The organism is Thalassomonas sp. RHCl1 (assembly GCF_947387555.1).
Taxonomy (GTDB): domain Bacteria; phylum Pseudomonadota; class Gammaproteobacteria; order Enterobacterales; family Alteromonadaceae; genus Thalassomonas.
Genome location: NZ_CANDNZ010000002.1, coordinates 997,809 through 1,013,874, shown reverse-complemented (window position 1 = coordinate 1,013,874; position 16,066 = coordinate 997,809). Strand labels below are relative to the sequence as shown.

The following is a 16,066-nucleotide window of genomic DNA, read 5'->3' as shown; positions in this document are numbered from 1 at the left end:
TGGTGTTTTTTGTCTGTGAGTTGTGTCATCGTTTGGGGCTGTTAGTAATATCAGCGACAACACTAAGACCGCGAACGGCCTTAGTGCTGTGACAGTGAGCCCGCTTAGATCAGGCGTATTTCACCAGTTCGGCATTGCCAAGGCGTGCTGCATACTCATCTGCGGATAAAAAACCGGGAATGCTGACCGCTTCGCTGGTTAACTCATTAACGACATCGCCGATGATGATCAGGGTTGGCGGGGTGATTTTATGTTTTTGCGCCAGTTGCGGCAGGGTGCTTAACACGCCGCGGTAGACTTCCTGATCTTCCCGGGTGCCTTTTCGGATCAGGGCGACCGGGGTGTCCGCTCTTCTGCCGTGTTTGATCAGCTGCTCGGTGATAACGGGCAGGGTATTGATGCCCATATAAAAGACTATGGTCTGGCTGTCGCAGGCCAGGCTTTGCCACGGCAGGTTGAGCTGACCGTTATTTTGCATATGGCCGGTGATGAAGGTACAGCCCTGGGCGACGCCGCGGTGGGTGAGGGGGATACCGGCATAGGTGGTACAGCCGGATGCCGCGGTGATCCCGGGACAGGTGTGGCAGCTGACACCGTTTTCCAGTAAATACTGGGCTTCTTCGCCGCCGCGGCCAAAAATAAAGGGATCGCCGCCTTTAAGGCGTAATACCCGCTTGCCCTGTCTGGCCAGGTCAAGCAAGAGCTCATTGATTTTATCCTGGGGCACGCAGTGTTTTGCCTGCTCTTTGCCGACGTAATATTTTTCATTATCTTCGGGCAGCAGAGCCATGATTTCATCGCTGACCAGGCGGTCGTATACGGTGACTTCTGCCTGTTCGATAAATCTAAGGGCTCTTAAAGTTAATAATTCAGGATCGCCGGGGCCTGAGCCTACCAGGGCAACTTCCCCGCTGTTAAAAGGGGTTTGGCTGATTTTATTTTTCACTATATTCATCTTGCTCACACTCGCTTTTTTAAACTTCTACTACAGGGATTTGCATTTCTGCCTTGGCTGTCAGGCCGATTTCCACATCTTCGAGATAACAGCCGGGATCTTCTGCCCAGGGATCCCGGGTTTGCGCGAAGGCGCGGGTACGGGTATTACCGCCGCAGATATTCAGGTATTGGCAGCGGGCACAGCGGCCTTTCACCGGCCTTGGGCTTTGGCGAAAACCGAGCATCAAAGGATCCCGGGTATTTTTCCAGATATCGGAGAATTTACCGGTTTTGACATTGCCCAGGGCATGATCCCACCAATAGGTATCCGGATGTACGGTGCCGGTATTGTCGATGTTGGCGACATTGACCCCGGAAGCATTGCCGCCCCACTGGATCAGCTTTTGCCTGAGGTTTTCTACCCGCTGCGGGTGGCTGTCGCCGAATTTCTTCTGCGCCCACTGCAGCAGGAAGGGGCCGTCGGCATCGTTATTGCCGGTCACGAAATCGCTTTCTATGCCCTGTTGGATATGTGACCAGGCGCGCTCGAACAGGACTTCCATTGCGTCTTTAGTCATTTTAAACATGGCATCGTTTTCGGCGCTGCGTTTGCCGCGACCGGAATAGTTGAGGTGGGACAGGTAAAATTTATCCACACCTTTTTCTTCCATGATATCAAGCAGGGCCGGCAGATCGTCAAAGTTGTCCCTGGTCAGGCATAAGCGCATGCCGACCTTAATGCCGGCCTCTTTGCACAGATCTATCGCCTTCATCGAACTTTTATAGCTGCCGATTTGGCGACGGAAATGATCATGGAAGCTTTCCAGGCCGTCGATGCTGATACCGACATATTGGTAATCGGCGGCTTTGATGGCATCGATATTGTCTTCGTTGATCAAGGTGCCGTTGGTGGACAGGGCCAGGTAGAAGCCTTTACGCTTGGCATAGTCGCTGATTTCAAAGATATCCGGGCGCAGCAGCGGCTCGCCGCCTGAGAGAATTAATACCGGCACATGGGCCACTTTTAAATCGTCTATGGTGGCCTTGATTTGCTCGGTGGAAAGTTCGTCTTTAAAATCTATGTCTAAAGAGGTTGAATAACAATGGCGGCAACTTAGGTTGCAGCGGCGGATCAAATTCCAGATCACCACGGGGCCCGGCATATTGCGTTTCGGGGCGACCGGCATATCATGGGTTAAGGTTTTTAGTAACTGGGAAATTCTGAACATAATTAATCTCCGTTGTTTTTCACGGCTGGTCACCCGACTTGCTTTGTGCCTGCTTTTTCAGGCGCAGGCCGGTTTTTTTCAGGATACGGGTACTGGTGAGCATGTCGTTGCTCTTTAAGCCGTTATCTGTCTGGTTTTCATCTGTCGGGTGGTTTTGTAATACTTCAGCCAGCAGCTGCTTTATTTGCGCCCGGTACTGTTCTATATCGTTTTCGCTGCGGCCATGTACCATGGCAAACAAGTTATAATTCCAGTGGGGCAGGTGTCTGGGCCTGAGGTAGCAGTGACTGACAAAGTCGAGTTTTCCCACCGCCTCGCCAAATTCGTGTGCCGCCTCGTCCCTGACATCCCATACCGTCATGCCGTTAAAGCGATAACCTAATTTATAATGGTTGGGCACGGCGGCAATCCTGCGGATTACGCCGCGGGCCAACAAATCTTCTGTCATGGCCAATACCTGCCCAACCGGGATCTCAAGTTGCTGTGCCAGGGTATGATAGGGCTTGGCCACCAGGGGTAAACCGTCTTGTGTCAGCAAGACATATTGGCGCTCCAGCGCTGACAGTTCGCGGGAGTTGTGCTTTTGGGTCTCTGATGCCCGGGGGCTAAATGGGTAAATAGAGTCCGACATAGAATTCCTCCAATTTCGGGACATTTAATACCGGGATCCCGGTTTCGGTTTCTATTTTCTCGATCACGGTCGCTATTTCTGCTTCATTTTCGGTGGCGATAACAAACCACATATTCAGTTGATGGTTGCGCTGATAATTGTGTGCTATTTGTTCAAAGCCGTTAACGATTTCGGCAACCTGCTCAAACTCGGTTTCGGGGACGGCCATAGCCGCCAGGGTAAAGGCACCGCCAAGGCAGGCAGCATCGTACATAGGACCGAAACGGGACAATACTCCCTGTGCCAATAAGCTATTAAGGCGGGAAAGTACTGCTTGCTCTGTGGTGTTAAGGGCATCGGCAACACTGGCAAAAGGCCTTTCGCACACCGGCAAGCCCCGTTGCAATAGATTGATCAGTGCCTTATCTAAGGGAGAAAAGTCTAAATCATCAAAGGTGATCGATTCTCCCCGCTGCCGGTTATTTGCCTGCTTCCGGCTTGGTGTTTTTTCTTTAAGCTCGCTCATCTACCTGTTTCCTTTGACTATATCTTGCCCCTTGCTGTTTAAAGGCTTTGTAACTAAAGAGCACATCTTTGTTGATATGATCGAGTTTTAGCTCCCGGGTCAGTAAGTTAATTTGCTTAAGTACAGCCTCCCTGTCTTTGCCGTGGATCATACAAAACAAGTTATATCTCCAATGGGGCAGGCGGCGCGGGCGCTGGTAACATAACGACACTTCCGGCCGTGCTGACAGTTGCCCGGCAATATGGTTGATGTCTTGGTCTTTGATGTCCCATACCACCATGGCATTGGCGCAATAACCCAGCTGTCTGTGTTTAACCACCAAGCCGAGGCGGCGGATCAGGTTTTGCTGCTGCCAGTGGCGAATTTGCTTGATCACTTCGGTTTCACAGGTGTTAAGCCTGGCGGCAATTTCCTGGTAGGGACGGGGGCTCAGGGGTAAACCTTGCTCCAGATAAGCCCGTAACTCCCTTTGCTGCTCCGGGGTTAAACTTGTGCCGTCCGGTGCTATCTCTGCAGGAACTGGCGATATAGACAATGCGGCCGGGCTTAGCGGCTCTGGCGATTTGGATAATGGTGTCTGCATCATGTTAACTCACCCGGGCAAGTGGCTGTTTGCTGTCAAAGTCAATTTGAAACGACAGGTCGATATGAAAGGCTTTTTCCATGGGTAAGACTAAAACCTCCAGTCCGGTTAATTGCTCAATGCGTGTTAACACCCGTTGCAGGGTAAAGTCATCGGCGGCGGTGACCACAAACCAGAGGTTATAATCATGCTCGCGGGCATAGTTATGGTTGACCTGTTCAAATTTATTGACGATAGCCGCGACATATTCCAGATCTTCTTCCGGTACCATTAATGCTGCCAGGGTACTGGCGCCGGCCTTTTTATGATCAAATACCGCGCCGAGTCGGGAAAGGATATCCGCCTGCTCCAGCTCTTTCAGGGCTGCAAGCACTTCGGTTTCGCTGCTGCCCAGCTCCTTCGCCAGCTGGGCATAAGGAGAAGAGGTCAGGGGAAACCCTTTTTGCCACTCATTGATCAGTTGTTGTTGTAATAGTGATAATGTCATGATCACAGGCCTATCTGGTGGGCGCGACTGGTAAAGAAAATACCGCTCGGGCTTTTTGCCTTCATGGTCGATAACAGCTCCTGGGTCTGGGTATCGTAGACCTGGACTTCGTTATTATCGCGCACCGACATCCAGACATTTTCACCTCTGGGGGTGAATTCCATATGTAAAACCGCAGGTCCTGGTTTGAGGCTTTTTACTTGTTCAAAGGTCTCGGTATTGTAAACTTCTATGGTGTCGTTTCGCGGGTAGGCAAAGTTTACCCAGATCTGGCGGTTATCCGGCTGCGCCATTACAAAAATCGGCTGGCCGTGGACATTGATTTCCGCCACCTGTTGCCAGGTTTTGGTATTAACCACCAGTACCTTGTGTTGCCCTACGGCCGGAACAAAGGCATGGTCCTGGGTCATGGCCCAGCCTTCCAGGTGGGGCATTTTGTAGACCGGCAGCTTTTTATCGCCTTTACCGTAATCTTTTAAGATCCGGCGTACGCCTTTTTCCGGGTGCCATAAGTCCAGCATTGCCATGCCGTCTTCGCCGAATAAACCGGCAATATAGTAACGGCCGTCAGGGCTTATCAGGGCATCGTAGGGAAATAAACCGATATCCTGGTGTTTAGTCAGTTTCAGCTCGGGGCCGGACATATCCGCTATCCAGATCTCATGGCTGTCAAATAAGCTGAAGACAAATTTATGACCGGGGGCATCGACTAAACCTACTACCTTAGAGCGTACCGGGCTGCCGTCCTTATTTTTCGGTTTAGTGGTTAATACCGTGGCGGGAATTTCCGCCACCAGCTCAAGGGTTTCACTGTTAAAGATTTTTACCCCGCCAGGGCTATAGTTGGAAACGGCGACCAGCTTGCCGTCCTGGCTGATGGCGCCGCCTATGCTGTTGCCCGATTGCAGGATACGCTTATCGATGCGGGAGGTGAGGAGATCGATTTTAGTGAGGCCGCCGTCCCGGCCAAAGACATAGGCGAAACGTTCGTCACGGGAAAAAACAATCGAGGCATGGGATAAATCTCCCAAGCCGTCGATTTCGCTGATCGCGCTATTATCACTGTGGTTAACAATTTTCACCTGGCCGGTGGCGCGCTCGATCAAGACGCCGAGATCGCCGGTGGCGCGCAAGTATTGGGAAGACATCATGGCATTTTGACTACAGGCCTGTATGGCTAAGGCTGAGGTTAATACCAGGGCGCAAGCTAAGGTTTTTTTCACTGACTTGATGTTTATGCTCATTTATTTTTCTGCCTTTTCAGTCGATTGGGCGTGTGTTCCATGTTTGAGTTGTTGGCTTAACCACAAGGTTTCCTGTTCGGTTAACATGCCTTGCCAGGGGGGCATCGCCGTGCCGGGACGGCCAAACAGTATGGTGTTGTTGATCAGCGCCAGGGGCTTTTGTTCGAGATCCTCCGGCAACAGCGCAGGTCCCAGGCCCCCTTTGAGGGTCATGCCGTGACAGGAGCCGCAGTCTTGCCTGAGCAAATGCAGCAGCTCCTGCTGGCGTTCCAGTGTCGGTTGCTGCGCTTGTGCCGATGCGCAGAACAGGTTTAACAGGGAGGCAAACATCAGGCTTACCAGTGAACTGATGGGAAACAAAGGAGTTAATTTGCTATTCACGTTTATCCCTACTTTTCGTAGTGTTAAATTCTGAGCTTAAGGTAGCAGGGATAAAAAAAACGTTTATTGTCGGGGATCATGGTTTTGAATTGCCGCAGATGAATTGCTTGATTTAAATCAGGCTTTGGCTGATTTTTTGTTTTTCTGCCTGATTTCAACCGAAAAAGACAAGGGAGCGCGGAGTTATTTTTCACCGGGCAGGGGATTGAGCCGGGAAAGGAACATCAAGATAGCTTATTTGAAATACTTTGCACAGACCCGATTTGCTTAGAGGCGAGTCGGGTACTGAAAATTAAGGATTTATTAAGCTGACAGGTTAAACTTACCGGCCACCAGGGAATCAATTTTATCCCTGGCGCTGTTTTTTGCATTAGCAGCACTTTCTTCCCCCATGGCAACCCCTTGTACCGGCACAAAGCTGACATTTTTGATGCCGATATTGAGGTAGGGGGGTTGAAAGTCCATTGCGATCGTATGTTCCTGTTGAAAGTCCATACCGGCACTGGAAATGATCACCGCTTGCTTATTCGTCAGCAGTCCCAGGGGGCTGGTTTCCTGGTGGGAGTTGGTTGATAACCACTGGCAAAAAATTCCGGTAAAACCGGTATTGACCTGCAATAAAAGTGAAACCATCTTAGATGCCGTGCTGGCGGGGGAAGGGCTGTTGGTCAGTCCATTATGGGAAGTCCAGGGGGCTTTGGCATCCGGACAGCTGGTGGAGGTACCGACAGAAAATCCCGTCAGTTACGGCAAGATACCGGCGGTGGATTTATATATTTTGTACCAGCAGGGAAAATATCAAATACCGAAAATAAAGCATTGCGTCGATTTTCTTATCAAGTACTTGGGGGATGCCTCAACGGCTTAATGGCTCTCTTAGAGTCCGCTATGAAAAGGGGTGAAAAGATGAAAAAATTCACAACGCCTGACTCCCTGGTTGTCTTGGTTGGGTGAACAAGCAGCAGTGCGTTGTGAATAAAGCCTGTCGGCGTACTAAGCTCCTAAAAATTAGTTAACGCCGTTATTTTTCAAGTGCTTGCCGTAATGTTTATCGGTGCCGTTAATATGGTTGATCAGCCAGTCTTTCAAAAAGCTGCTGATTTCATCGAGCGCCTGGTGTCCCTGGCGGTTGTATTTTTCTACAAACACTTCAACCTCGCCGATCATTGCCTGGTGCTGTTTTTTATGGGCGTCAAAATCCGGGTAATCAAAACTTTCCATTAGTTTTTCTTCGCGGGCGAAATGGTATTTGGTGTAATCGATTAAATCATCGAGGGCCTGGCGCTCGTACACTTCACTCATGGCGTAATCGTAGGCGGTGGTGAACTGGTTCAGCAGCGAGATGAGTTTTTTATGGTCGTTGTCCAGGCTCTCTATGCCGACACTGTATTCGTCTTTCCATGGGATGGTATTGGTTTTATGGGTGCGGTTGTAAATTACCGGGGTCATCAGTAAGACCCCGATCAGGATCCAGGAGACGGGATTATTAAACCCAAAAAGAAAACCAAGAAATATTGCAACTATCAGAAGTCCAATAATAGCCGCGTATAACAAGGATTTAGAGTGGCTGGTCATGTAGTTTTTCCTGCTCAATAAATGATTCTTTCTTTGCCATGGTAAACCTAAATTTGGTTAAAGAGAGGTTAATAACTTTGTTTTTTGCGCCAGATCAAATTCTTTTTTAAATAAAAACGCATTTTTTTAAAGCTTGATCTGCGTCAGGTTTTTTATGTCGTTTATGCCTGATAGTGGCCGCCATCAAGGCTAAGGTCTAAGGAGAAAATCAGGCAAGAAAACTCGTTAATAAACACATTCACGTAAGGTGAATGATTAAAGCAGGCATCCATGTACGGGCAGCTTGAGAGTAAGAATGGTGTTAGCTGCTGGTATTAAAATTATCGAGGGAGATTATTGAGTGAATAAGGTTTTAAACCGAAATGATCGCTGCGGTAACCGGATGTTTGGCAATTTTGTGAGCATGTAAATTTAATTAAAAATACTATCTGGAGTGTTACCGATGAAAAAAATAAAATACGGTCTGTCAGTACTCGGACTTGCAGTGGGTATGGCCACTGGCGGTGTTAGTATGTCTGTTACTGCAGCTGAACCTACCTTATCTGAAGAAGATTTTAAAAAAGCGGAGCTACATTATTTTCAGCGTTGTGCCGGTTGTCACGGGGTGACCCGTAAAGGGGCAACAGGTAAAAACCTTGAACCGGAAAATATGCTGAAAAAAGGGCAAAAACGCCTGGAAAAAATCATTACCCTGGGCACAGAAGGGGGCATGAACAACTTTGATGAACTCTTCACCAAACAGGAAATCTCTAACCTGGCCACCTTTATCCAAATGGAGCCGCCGGTACCGCCGGAAATGACCCTGAGCCAGATGCGCGAGCATACCAAGGAATACGTGGCGCCGAAAGATTACCCGACTAAACCTAAACATGACCGCAACTGGCAGAACTTCTTTGTCGTTATTGAGCGTGATGCCGGTAAAGCGGCGATTGTTGACGGTGATACCAAAGAAATCATCGCCCATATCAATACCGGTTATGCGGTACACGTGATCAAAGGTACCGAGCATCATAAAAAAGACCATGTCAAAGATGTCGGCCGTTTCTGGTATACCATTGGCCGTGACGGTAAGGTCAACAAAATCGATTTATGGCAAACCCCTGACAAAATGTTAGTGGCTGAAACTAAAATGGCTTATGACGCCCGTGATATCGCGGTATCCGGTGACGGTAAATATGTTATTGCCGGCGGTTACTGGCCTTCGCATTTCGTGATTATGGATGCGGTCACTCTGAACCCGCTAAAAGTGGTTTCTACCCGCGGTTACAACACCAAAGGCGATTACGTTAATGAAGCCCGTGTTGCGGCAATTTATACCACGCCTAACGAGTCTACCTTTATGGTCGCGGTGAAAGAGCTGGGTCAGATGTGGCAAGTGGACTACACCGACATTGACAACCTGCGTATCGATCATATCGATTCGTCAGAATTTTTACATGACGGTTTCTTCGACCCGAGCGGCCGTTACTTCCAGATTGCCGCCAATGCCTCGAATAAAATGGTGGTGGTTGATACCAAGACCCGTAAGTTAGAGTCGATGATCGATGTTGATTCCTTGCCTCATCCGGGGCCAGGTGCTAACTGGATTGACGAAGAATGTGGTCCAGTAGGCGGTACTACTCACTTAGGTACGGGTCTGGTTTCTGTCTGGGGTAACGATCCTATCGGTCATCCGGACAAAGCCTGGAAGCTATGTTACGAAGTGGAAACCGATGGTCCCGGCGCCTTTATCCGTACTCATGAAACTTCCCAGTATGTTTGGGCGGATCAGCTGAAACATCCTGAGCCGGAAATTCAGCAATCGGTACAGGTTTTCGACAAGAAAACCCATGAGATTGTCAAAACCATCCGGGTAACGGAAGAGCCGGGCAAAGCGGCGCTGCACATGGAGTTCAACGATGATGGCTCCGAGGTTTGGGTATCGGTATGGAACCGTAAAGATGCCAAGAACCCAAGCGGTGAGATCGTGGTATACGATGCGAAAACACTGAAAGAGAAGCATCGCATTAAAGGCCTGACCACACCAACAGGTAAATTTAATGTTTACAACCGTATCCATCATAAAACCTAACCTTCACCGGTAAAGGTAAATGAAATTGCGGACATGGGCGAGCCATGTCCGCCGTCTTTTCATAAGAACGAGTTAAATTATGGTTTTAAAAACATTTAGCAAACCTGGCTTCTGGTCCCGTCGCCTGATGCTAGGTACAACCGTTGCCGGTGCTGTGGTCTTTTTTGTGGTAGGTATCATCTTCTGGGGTGGATTTAACACGGCCATGGAGGCGACCAATAATTTAGAATTCTGTATCGGCTGCCACGAAATGGAATCGACTGTTTATCAGGAGTATACCCCGAGTATCCATTACTCCAACCGCACCGGTGTCCGTGCCGGCTGTCCCGATTGCCACGTGCCGGATCCCTGGATCCACAAAATGGTCCGTAAAATCCAGGCCTCCAAAGAGCTCTTTCACTGGATGCTGGGCACCTATGACACCAAAGAAAAATTCGATGCCCACAGGATCACCATGGCGAAAAGCGTCTGGCAGACCATGAAAGATACCGACTCCAGGGAATGTCGTAACTGCCATAATCTCGAATCCATGAACCCCGAATTCCAAAAACCAAGGGCAAGAAAGCAACATTTAAATGCCTTTGAAACCGGCCAGACCTGTATCGACTGTCATAAAGGTATAGCGCACCATAATGTCAGGGATCAATTAACCGATGAAGAGCTTGAAGCCCTTGAAGCGCCTAACCCTGACTTTATCCGCGAAATTCCGCAAATGTATAAGGAAGGCCTGGTCCGGGTGAAAGAAAAAGAAGCAGCCCTGGCGCAAGCCGAGAAAGCCGAGGCGGAAAAAGCCAAAGCGGAAATACAGAAGAAAATTGACGTTGCGGTGGCGGCAGCATTGGCGGATGCATCAGGCCAACCAGCCGTTGGCAACGGCGGACAAGCTGTGGCAAGCAGCCAAGCGCCGGGTAATATCAAGGTTGACTGGGGCAAGTCTGCAGCAAGAGATATTGAACTCTTCTATCCGGGCACGGCGTCTATCGAGTGGATACTGGGCAGAAACCACGGCGGTAAACGCGCCTTTAGCAAAGGCGACCGCTGTATAGAGTGTCACGAAGAAGAAATTGCCGATATCGGCCAGAATATCGTCTCCGGTGAGAGTGAAAAAGAACTCGAACCTAGCGTGATCCCGGGTAAACGCGGCAGTATCAAGGTGACTATTGATGCCACCCATGACGAGGAAAACCTGTACCTACGCTTTAGCTGGCCTGACGCTGAGCATACCCCGGCACCTTTTGTTGACGGCGGTAAAATGGACCCGGAAAATGCCATGAAACTGGCCTTTATGTTGTCAACCGATGATGTCGAATATGCCGACCGCGCCGGTTGCTGGGGCACCTGTCATGCAGACGCCAATACCATGCCGTTTGCACCGGAAAGCAAGGTATTACTTGGCTCGGAGTTAGCCAGCAGACTGAACTTTGATGTTGGTGTGAGTAAATACCTTAAAGAAACCCGCACTAAGCTGGAGCTTAAAGGGCGCAGAGGCAAAGCGCTGGGAGGTTGGGATAAACTCAAGTCTCAGGCTGATATCGATGCTGCCCAAAATGCCAACCAGTTTATGGACATAGTACGCTATAAATCTGGCAGCAAGCAGGTTGAAGACGGACAGATCCTGGCCGAGCGTAAAATGCACGGCGGGCAGGGCAGTGAAGTTGAAGCCAGCCTTAATAATGGCACCTGGTCTGTTGTGGTGAAACGTAAACTGGTTTCAGACAAGCCGGGTGACGTGAACATTGAGCCGGGCAAGCTTTATAACTTTGGTTTTGCCATTCATGATGATTACACCAGTGCACGTTTTCACCATGTTTCGTTCGGTTATAAACTGGGCCTGGACAACGGTGATGCCGAGATTAATGCTGTTAAGCAATAGCTAAGTTTGTTTTAGTTAAAAGACTTGATGTAAAAAGCCCTGATCTTCAGGGCTTTTTTATATGGAATACGGTACTTAGAGCAAGGAAATGGAGTTAAATACAGCGCTGGCGCACAGGAAAAGTTTCAGCCGTTAATTCTTTGAGTAAATATCTCCGGACAGTTTGAACCTGGCAAGCTGGCTGTGCCTTAGTACTAGAAACGATGGCTGTCACTCCACCCCAGGGCCGGTGAAATCTTTACGCCGGTTAAGGTGCTAATTTTATTTTTGACTGATTCCGAGGCAATAATCACATCTTGATATTCGTCTAAGCGGAATAAATGAAAAGCCTTAATCAGCTCTGATTTGAGGGCCATGCTTTTCATGCGCACAATCACAAGATCCTCAGGTTCTTCACTGCTATCTAATACATAGTCAGATTTTTCCTGATCAAGGGCGTTTATTCGGCCAATGATATTTAAGGCAAAAAAGCCCGATACTGTTTTCCCGTTTATTTTCACTAAGACCGGATAGGCTTCAAAGTTATCGGCGCCGGCCGATGATAATGCGCTGATAAAAGCTTGGCTGACAATAGGTGCATCCGAGACTTCAAAGTAATCAGGCAAGCTAGATGGAGAATTTTCTATAGTGACCAACATTTGTTCAGGTACGGAATCCAACTTCATTCCCTCAAGCCAATCACAACCAATAGAAGACTCCCGATAACCTAACCCGCCAACAACAGGGGGGCTGTTTGTGTATTCTAAGACAAAAAACATAATAAAGGCTGCTCCATTTCAAGCTAGAAATCACCGGTATCTAAATTGACTTTCGGGTATCTGACTTGCCAATAGTCTTCCCCGCGTCCGTAACCCGTGATATGGACATGGTCTTTCTCCAGCACAGCTTCCTGGTGCAACGGCATAAAATATAACTTTGTTGCAAAGCGCAGATCTACAGGGTGCAGCCGCCATGGCATATTAGCAGCGGCAAGACAGGTAAAAGCATAGTTCTCGGCTTGAGATATCATTTGCTCAAGCTTTTTTTTCCATTGCTCTTCCGTTTTTTTCTCACAGACACTTTTTCTTGACATCACAGCCCGGAGTCGGGCCAGTAATGTTCTGCATTGAGTAAAATAGCTTTCATCGTGTGCCTGTCCATGCATCTGTAATGGCTTTTTATAATCCAATGCCTTCCAGAAATCATCATAGGCTGCGTGAGCAGGTAAAGCTGGTAATCCTATGCAATTTTGTTGTCGGTTAGGATAAAACCCCACTTCATCTAAATAGAAGTTTAAGGTGACATTTTTGTCAGTAGGGCTTGATGAATTGGAGTTTTCTGTAAAAGCTGACAGCGCCAGGCAATGATGACCTTGATGGGCGTAGGGCGGGGGAAAAGCGTTATCCGGATAAATTTTAGTTTTCGCACTGATTTTTTCAAAAACCTTGCTCATACTTTTTCGATGCCAATTCGAATTAGAAGGCGCAGTTTTTTTTATTTTTTTCTTCTTTGCCTTAGCATGGGCCTTGCCGCAAATAACACATTTATTCTTTGCTCTCAGCGCATTGGTAATGGCTGTTGTTTCACCAAATTCCATCGCAAATTCAATACTTTTTCTAAAACAAGGTTTTTATAGTTGAATAATAGTACAAAACCTTCAGAAAAAATGTCCATGCGTTATTAAATACGTAATCTCGTTCAGTTGTAAAGTAATTGTTCCCGGCAAATAAAGAGTGGGAATTACTTGTGCATAGCGGTCAGTGAAGCTGGGGAGGCATAAACCGGCCTTTTCAAAAACAAAGGATTGGCATAAGCAACAGATGGCTGTCCAGGTTTATTTTTAAAGTAGCGTTAGATACGGGGTTGTGGAAAAGATGAGCGACTACCGGATATTTATTTGTTCTGAGGCAGGGAAAAGTCAGTAAGAGATTTAAAGTTAGCGAAGGCAGATCAAAGAATTATTCAATGATGTGTTAGTGCATCGCAACCATGACTCAGGTCAAGGTAACCTTATTAACAGTAGTGATATGTTAACCAGCACATCAATATTGAAAAAGCTGGCTGTGATTCAACAAATCAGGCTTTTGTAGATGTTAGTGCCAATAAGCAAGTAAATATTGTTGACAAAAAACAGCGCAAACAGCTTAGTCTTTAAGGTTACCCAATGAAAATAAAACGATTGATTTGCAAAATAAGTGGCTTGACACTTGCGTTAGCCTCCTTAGCCGTATCTGCTAGTCAGGTAAATACAATAAAAGACAATAAGGCAGCCGAAAAACTTTATATTGAACACTGTCAATCATGCCATGGTGTCGGCCGTTTAGGCGCTATGGGACCGGCATTGTTTCCTGAAAACTTGTCTCGCTTGAGAAAAAACAAAGCGGTTAAGGTGATTAAAAATGGTCGACCTGCTACGCAAATGCCGGCTTTTGATAAAACTCTTAACCAGACAGAAATAGCCAGTTTAATTGATTACATCTATACCCCGGCAAAAGAGTTACCCAAGTGGACCTTGGCAGATATCAAAGCCACCAATATCCAACACTTCGAGCAAAGCAAGTTGCCAAACAAGCCGCAATTTGATGCTGATTTAATGAACTTATTTATTGTGGTGGAATTAGGCGATCACAGTGCGACCTTGCTTAACGGTGATACTTTTGAGCCCATTACCCGCTTTAAAACGCGCTTTGCCCTACACGGAGGTCCTAAATATTCACCCGATGGCCGTTTTGTTTATTTTGCTTCACGTGACGGCTGGATCAGCAAATACGACATTTACAACATGAAAATTGTCAGCGAAGTCAGGGCAGGGATCAATACCCGGAACTTAGCGGTATCAAGCGATGGTAAATATGCCATTGTTGGTAACTACCTCCCTCATAATGTGGTGATTTTAGATACCAAAGATTTATCCCCCATTGAAATGATCGAAACGAAAAGCAGCGAAGGTGTCAGCTCCCGTGTCAGTGCCGTTTATAATGCTCCGCCGCGTCACAGCTTTATTGTGGCGTTGAAAGACGTTAAAGAAGTATGGGAAATTCCCTATAGCGATAAAGGTGGTGTAGATGTCTATAAAGGCTGGGCGCACGATTATCGAAAAGATGGCGGTGAAGGAAAAGTGGAGAACTGGAAAAGTGAAGACAGGTTTCCGGTACGTCGTATTCAAACCCAAGATTATTTGGATGATTTCTTCTTCGATCCTGAGTATATCAACCTGATAGGTACAGCGCGTAACAGCCACAATGGCCAGGTGATCAACTTTGATACCAAGAAAAAAGTCGCCACGATTGAGCTTACCGGCATGCCTCATTTAGGCTCAGGCATTACCTGGGATTATCAGGGGAAAGAAGTTTTTGCTTCCCCGAATATCAAAGAAGGTAAAATAACCGTGATCGAAATGGAAAACTGGCAGGTGATCAAGGAGATAAAAACTGACGGTCCAGGCTTTTTTATGCGTAGCCACAACAAGTCACCTTATGCCTGGGCAGATGTGTTCTTTGGCCCTAATAAAGAAAAAGTGCATATCATCAAAAAAGATACCTTAGAAATAGTAAAAACCATCGCGCCGGCACCGGGGAAAACCGCTGCCCATGTTGAGTTTACCAAAGATGGAAAATATGTATTGCTGAGTATTTGGGATAATGACGGTGCAGTAATAGTTTATGATGCCAATACGTTAGAAGAAGTGAAGCGTATACCGATGAAAAAACCATCAGGTAAATATAACGTATATAACAAAATCAATTATGAACGAGGCACAAGTCATTAAACCCCCCATGGATGAAAATAGTTATAGCGGCATACGCTTTCACAATATAGCTGTTGCAGGCCGAGTTTTTGGTTAACTGTAAAACTTAAATAAGCCTAAACAATGCACAACAGTGTGTGAATTAAGAAAATGAAGCCCCGGACAATGTTCGGGTTTTTTATTATTGAAGAGACTTACGTGCTTTTTAGAACTGTAAAGGATAAATGGTGGCTTCTGGTTTAGGATGTTGCGCTGTGTTTTATACAGTTTAGGTGTTCTTAAATTGATAGCCTTATTAGACGGCAGAAAAAGGTATTTTTCTAATTTCATTTATTTAGAAATGATGTTAATGGCTTGATATGATATAGGAAAATGTATATTTTACATTTTATTAAATAATTTAAAGACGGGGAAAAACTGTGTTTAAATACGGTTTTTTGACGACTATTAAGCTGTTAAAAGTAAAAGCATATGAAATGGATCATCACCTTACTAATAACTCTTCTGGTCGGTAGCAATGCTTTGTGGTTGTATGGCGCTATTGAGCAAGGAGTAACGAACTCTTATCGAGATCAGCAGATGCGCGAACTGGACGAAACAAGAAAACAATTAATGGCAGTACTTCCCGAAATTGCAGGCAACCTAAACAAGCAGGAAGTCGTAGCAATCGTAAGTAAACATACCGACTTAGAATCATATGAAAAAGAAGGTTGCACTTGGGCAGGTTGGGTTGGTCTCAAATTTAATGAAACTGGTGCGCTGCAAGCAGTCGCACCAGTTTGGGCATATGGCAATGAGAATCCGTGCCTACAAAATTTTTAACA

Annotated in this window: 17 protein-coding genes; 5 read left to right on the top strand and 12 right to left on the bottom strand. The window is 47.0% G+C overall.

Annotation, left to right across the window (positions count from 1 at the left end):
• Positions 1-109: 109 nt before the first annotated feature.
• The 9 genes from cobA to QL234_RS10335 all read right to left on the bottom strand — a co-directional run bounded on the left by cobA (position 110) and on the right by QL234_RS10335 (position 6,629).
• Positions 110-946, bottom strand: coding sequence for a uroporphyrinogen-III C-methyltransferase (gene cobA, locus QL234_RS10375; protein ID WP_281557745.1), 837 nt, complete (start codon positions 944-946; stop codon positions 110-112).
• A gap of 28 nt (positions 947-974) precedes the next feature.
• Positions 975-2,165: a heme d1 biosynthesis radical SAM protein NirJ gene (gene nirJ / locus QL234_RS10370; protein WP_281557744.1), complete on the bottom strand. Its 1,191-nt coding sequence runs from the start codon at positions 2,163-2,165 to the stop codon at positions 975-977.
• A 19-nt stretch (positions 2,166-2,184) separates the two neighbouring features.
• On the bottom strand, positions 2,185-2,796 hold the full coding sequence (locus QL234_RS10365; RefSeq protein ID WP_281557743.1) for an Lrp/AsnC family transcriptional regulator: 612 nt from the start codon (positions 2,794-2,796) through the stop codon (positions 2,185-2,187).
• The gene (locus QL234_RS10360) at positions 2,771-3,301 is read right to left on the bottom strand and encodes an AsnC family transcriptional regulator (RefSeq protein WP_281557742.1); all 531 of its coding nucleotides are present in this window, start codon (positions 3,299-3,301) and stop codon (positions 2,771-2,773) included. Before QL234_RS10360 ends, QL234_RS10365 begins: the two co-directional genes overlap by 26 nt.
• Positions 3,288-3,887 carry a hypothetical protein gene (locus QL234_RS10355; RefSeq protein WP_281557741.1) on the bottom strand — a complete coding sequence of 200 codons (600 nt, stop codon included), beginning with the start codon at positions 3,885-3,887 and terminating at the stop codon, positions 3,288-3,290. Before QL234_RS10355 ends, QL234_RS10360 begins: the two co-directional genes overlap by 14 nt.
• Before the next feature lies 1 nt (position 3,888).
• Positions 3,889-4,371 (bottom strand): Lrp/AsnC family transcriptional regulator, encoded by a 483-nt coding sequence (locus QL234_RS10350; protein ID WP_281557740.1) that lies wholly within the window; start codon positions 4,369-4,371, stop codon positions 3,889-3,891.
• A 2-nt stretch (positions 4,372-4,373) separates the two neighbouring features.
• Positions 4,374-5,615 (bottom strand): cytochrome D1 domain-containing protein, encoded by a 1,242-nt coding sequence (locus QL234_RS10345; RefSeq protein ID WP_281557739.1) that lies wholly within the window; start codon positions 5,613-5,615, stop codon positions 4,374-4,376.
• Positions 5,616-5,996 carry a cytochrome c gene (locus QL234_RS10340; protein WP_281557738.1) on the bottom strand — a complete coding sequence of 127 codons (381 nt, stop codon included), beginning with the start codon at positions 5,994-5,996 and terminating at the stop codon, positions 5,616-5,618.
• A 303-nt stretch (positions 5,997-6,299) separates the two neighbouring features.
• Positions 6,300-6,629: an NAD(P)H-dependent oxidoreductase gene (locus QL234_RS10335; protein WP_281557788.1), complete on the bottom strand. Its 330-nt coding sequence runs from the start codon at positions 6,627-6,629 to the stop codon at positions 6,300-6,302.
• Between QL234_RS10335 and QL234_RS10330 the strand changes: the two genes are divergently transcribed.
• Positions 6,562-6,864, top strand: a complete 303-nt coding sequence (locus tag QL234_RS10330; RefSeq protein ID WP_348650708.1) for a LysR substrate-binding domain-containing protein — start codon at positions 6,562-6,564, stop codon at positions 6,862-6,864. The genes QL234_RS10335 and QL234_RS10330 overlap by 68 nt on opposite strands.
• A gap of 140 nt (positions 6,865-7,004) precedes the next feature.
• Here QL234_RS10330 and QL234_RS10325 read toward each other — a convergent pair whose 3' ends face one another.
• Positions 7,005-7,445, bottom strand: a complete 441-nt coding sequence (locus QL234_RS10325) for a bacteriohemerythrin (RefSeq protein WP_281557737.1) — start codon at positions 7,443-7,445, stop codon at positions 7,005-7,007.
• 568 nt (positions 7,446-8,013) lie between these two features.
• Between QL234_RS10325 and QL234_RS10320 the strand changes: the two genes are divergently transcribed.
• Complete coding sequence (locus tag QL234_RS10320; protein WP_281557736.1) at positions 8,014-9,642, top strand: cytochrome D1 domain-containing protein; 1,629 nt, start codon at positions 8,014-8,016, stop codon at positions 9,640-9,642.
• Positions 9,643-9,721: 79 nt separating this feature from the next.
• Positions 9,722-11,515, top strand: coding sequence for a NapC/NirT family cytochrome c (locus tag QL234_RS10315; RefSeq protein WP_281557735.1), 1,794 nt, complete (start codon positions 9,722-9,724; stop codon positions 11,513-11,515).
• 194 nt (positions 11,516-11,709) lie between these two features.
• Here QL234_RS10315 and QL234_RS10310 read toward each other — a convergent pair whose 3' ends face one another.
• A complete protein-coding gene (locus QL234_RS10310) occupies positions 11,710-12,273 on the bottom strand; it encodes a DUF1629 domain-containing protein (protein WP_281557734.1) in 564 nt (187 codons plus the stop codon).
• A 23-nt stretch (positions 12,274-12,296) separates the two neighbouring features.
• On the bottom strand, positions 12,297-13,091 hold the full coding sequence (locus QL234_RS10305) for an AHH domain-containing protein (protein ID WP_281557733.1): 795 nt from the start codon (positions 13,089-13,091) through the stop codon (positions 12,297-12,299).
• A gap of 567 nt (positions 13,092-13,658) precedes the next feature.
• Between QL234_RS10305 and QL234_RS10300 the strand changes: the two genes are divergently transcribed.
• Both QL234_RS10300 and QL234_RS10295 read left to right on the top strand, forming a co-directional pair.
• Positions 13,659-15,263 (top strand): nitrite reductase, encoded by a 1,605-nt coding sequence (locus QL234_RS10300; protein WP_281557732.1) that lies wholly within the window; start codon positions 13,659-13,661, stop codon positions 15,261-15,263.
• 450 nt (positions 15,264-15,713) lie between these two features.
• Positions 15,714-16,064 (top strand): hypothetical protein, encoded by a 351-nt coding sequence (locus tag QL234_RS10295; protein ID WP_281557731.1) that lies wholly within the window; start codon positions 15,714-15,716, stop codon positions 16,062-16,064.
• Positions 16,065-16,066: the final 2 nt, after the last annotated feature.

Excerpts from the sequence above, each read along its gene's own strand:
- nirJ (WP_281557744.1), bottom strand. The coding sequence starts at position 2,165 with ATGTTCAGAATTTCCCAGTTACTAAAAACCTTAACCCATGATATGCCG.
- QL234_RS10365 (WP_281557743.1), bottom strand. The coding sequence starts at position 2,796 with ATGTCGGACTCTATTTACCCATTTAGCCCCCGGGCATCAGAGACCCAA.
- QL234_RS10360 (WP_281557742.1), bottom strand. The coding sequence starts at position 3,301 with ATGAGCGAGCTTAAAGAAAAAACACCAAGCCGGAAGCAGGCAAATAAC.
- QL234_RS10355 (WP_281557741.1), bottom strand. The coding sequence starts at position 3,887 with ATGATGCAGACACCATTATCCAAATCGCCAGAGCCGCTAAGCCCGGCC.
- QL234_RS10350 (WP_281557740.1), bottom strand. The coding sequence starts at position 4,371 with ATGACATTATCACTATTACAACAACAACTGATCAATGAGTGGCAAAAA.
- QL234_RS10345 (WP_281557739.1), bottom strand. The coding sequence starts at position 5,615 with ATGAGCATAAACATCAAGTCAGTGAAAAAAACCTTAGCTTGCGCCCTG.
- QL234_RS10335 (WP_281557788.1), bottom strand. The coding sequence starts at position 6,629 with ATGGTTTCACTTTTATTGCAGGTCAATACCGGTTTTACCGGAATTTTT.
- QL234_RS10325 (WP_281557737.1), bottom strand. The coding sequence starts at position 7,445 with ATGACCCCGGTAATTTACAACCGCACCCATAAAACCAATACCATCCCA.
- QL234_RS10320 (WP_281557736.1), top strand. The coding sequence starts at position 8,014 with ATGAAAAAAATAAAATACGGTCTGTCAGTACTCGGACTTGCAGTGGGT.
- QL234_RS10315 (WP_281557735.1), top strand. The coding sequence starts at position 9,722 with ATGGTTTTAAAAACATTTAGCAAACCTGGCTTCTGGTCCCGTCGCCTG.
- QL234_RS10310 (WP_281557734.1), bottom strand. The coding sequence starts at position 12,273 with ATGTTTTTTGTCTTAGAATACACAAACAGCCCCCCTGTTGTTGGCGGG.
- QL234_RS10305 (WP_281557733.1), bottom strand. The coding sequence starts at position 13,091 with ATGGAATTTGGTGAAACAACAGCCATTACCAATGCGCTGAGAGCAAAG.
- QL234_RS10300 (WP_281557732.1), top strand. The coding sequence starts at position 13,659 with ATGAAAATAAAACGATTGATTTGCAAAATAAGTGGCTTGACACTTGCG.
- QL234_RS10295 (WP_281557731.1), top strand. The coding sequence starts at position 15,714 with ATGAAATGGATCATCACCTTACTAATAACTCTTCTGGTCGGTAGCAAT.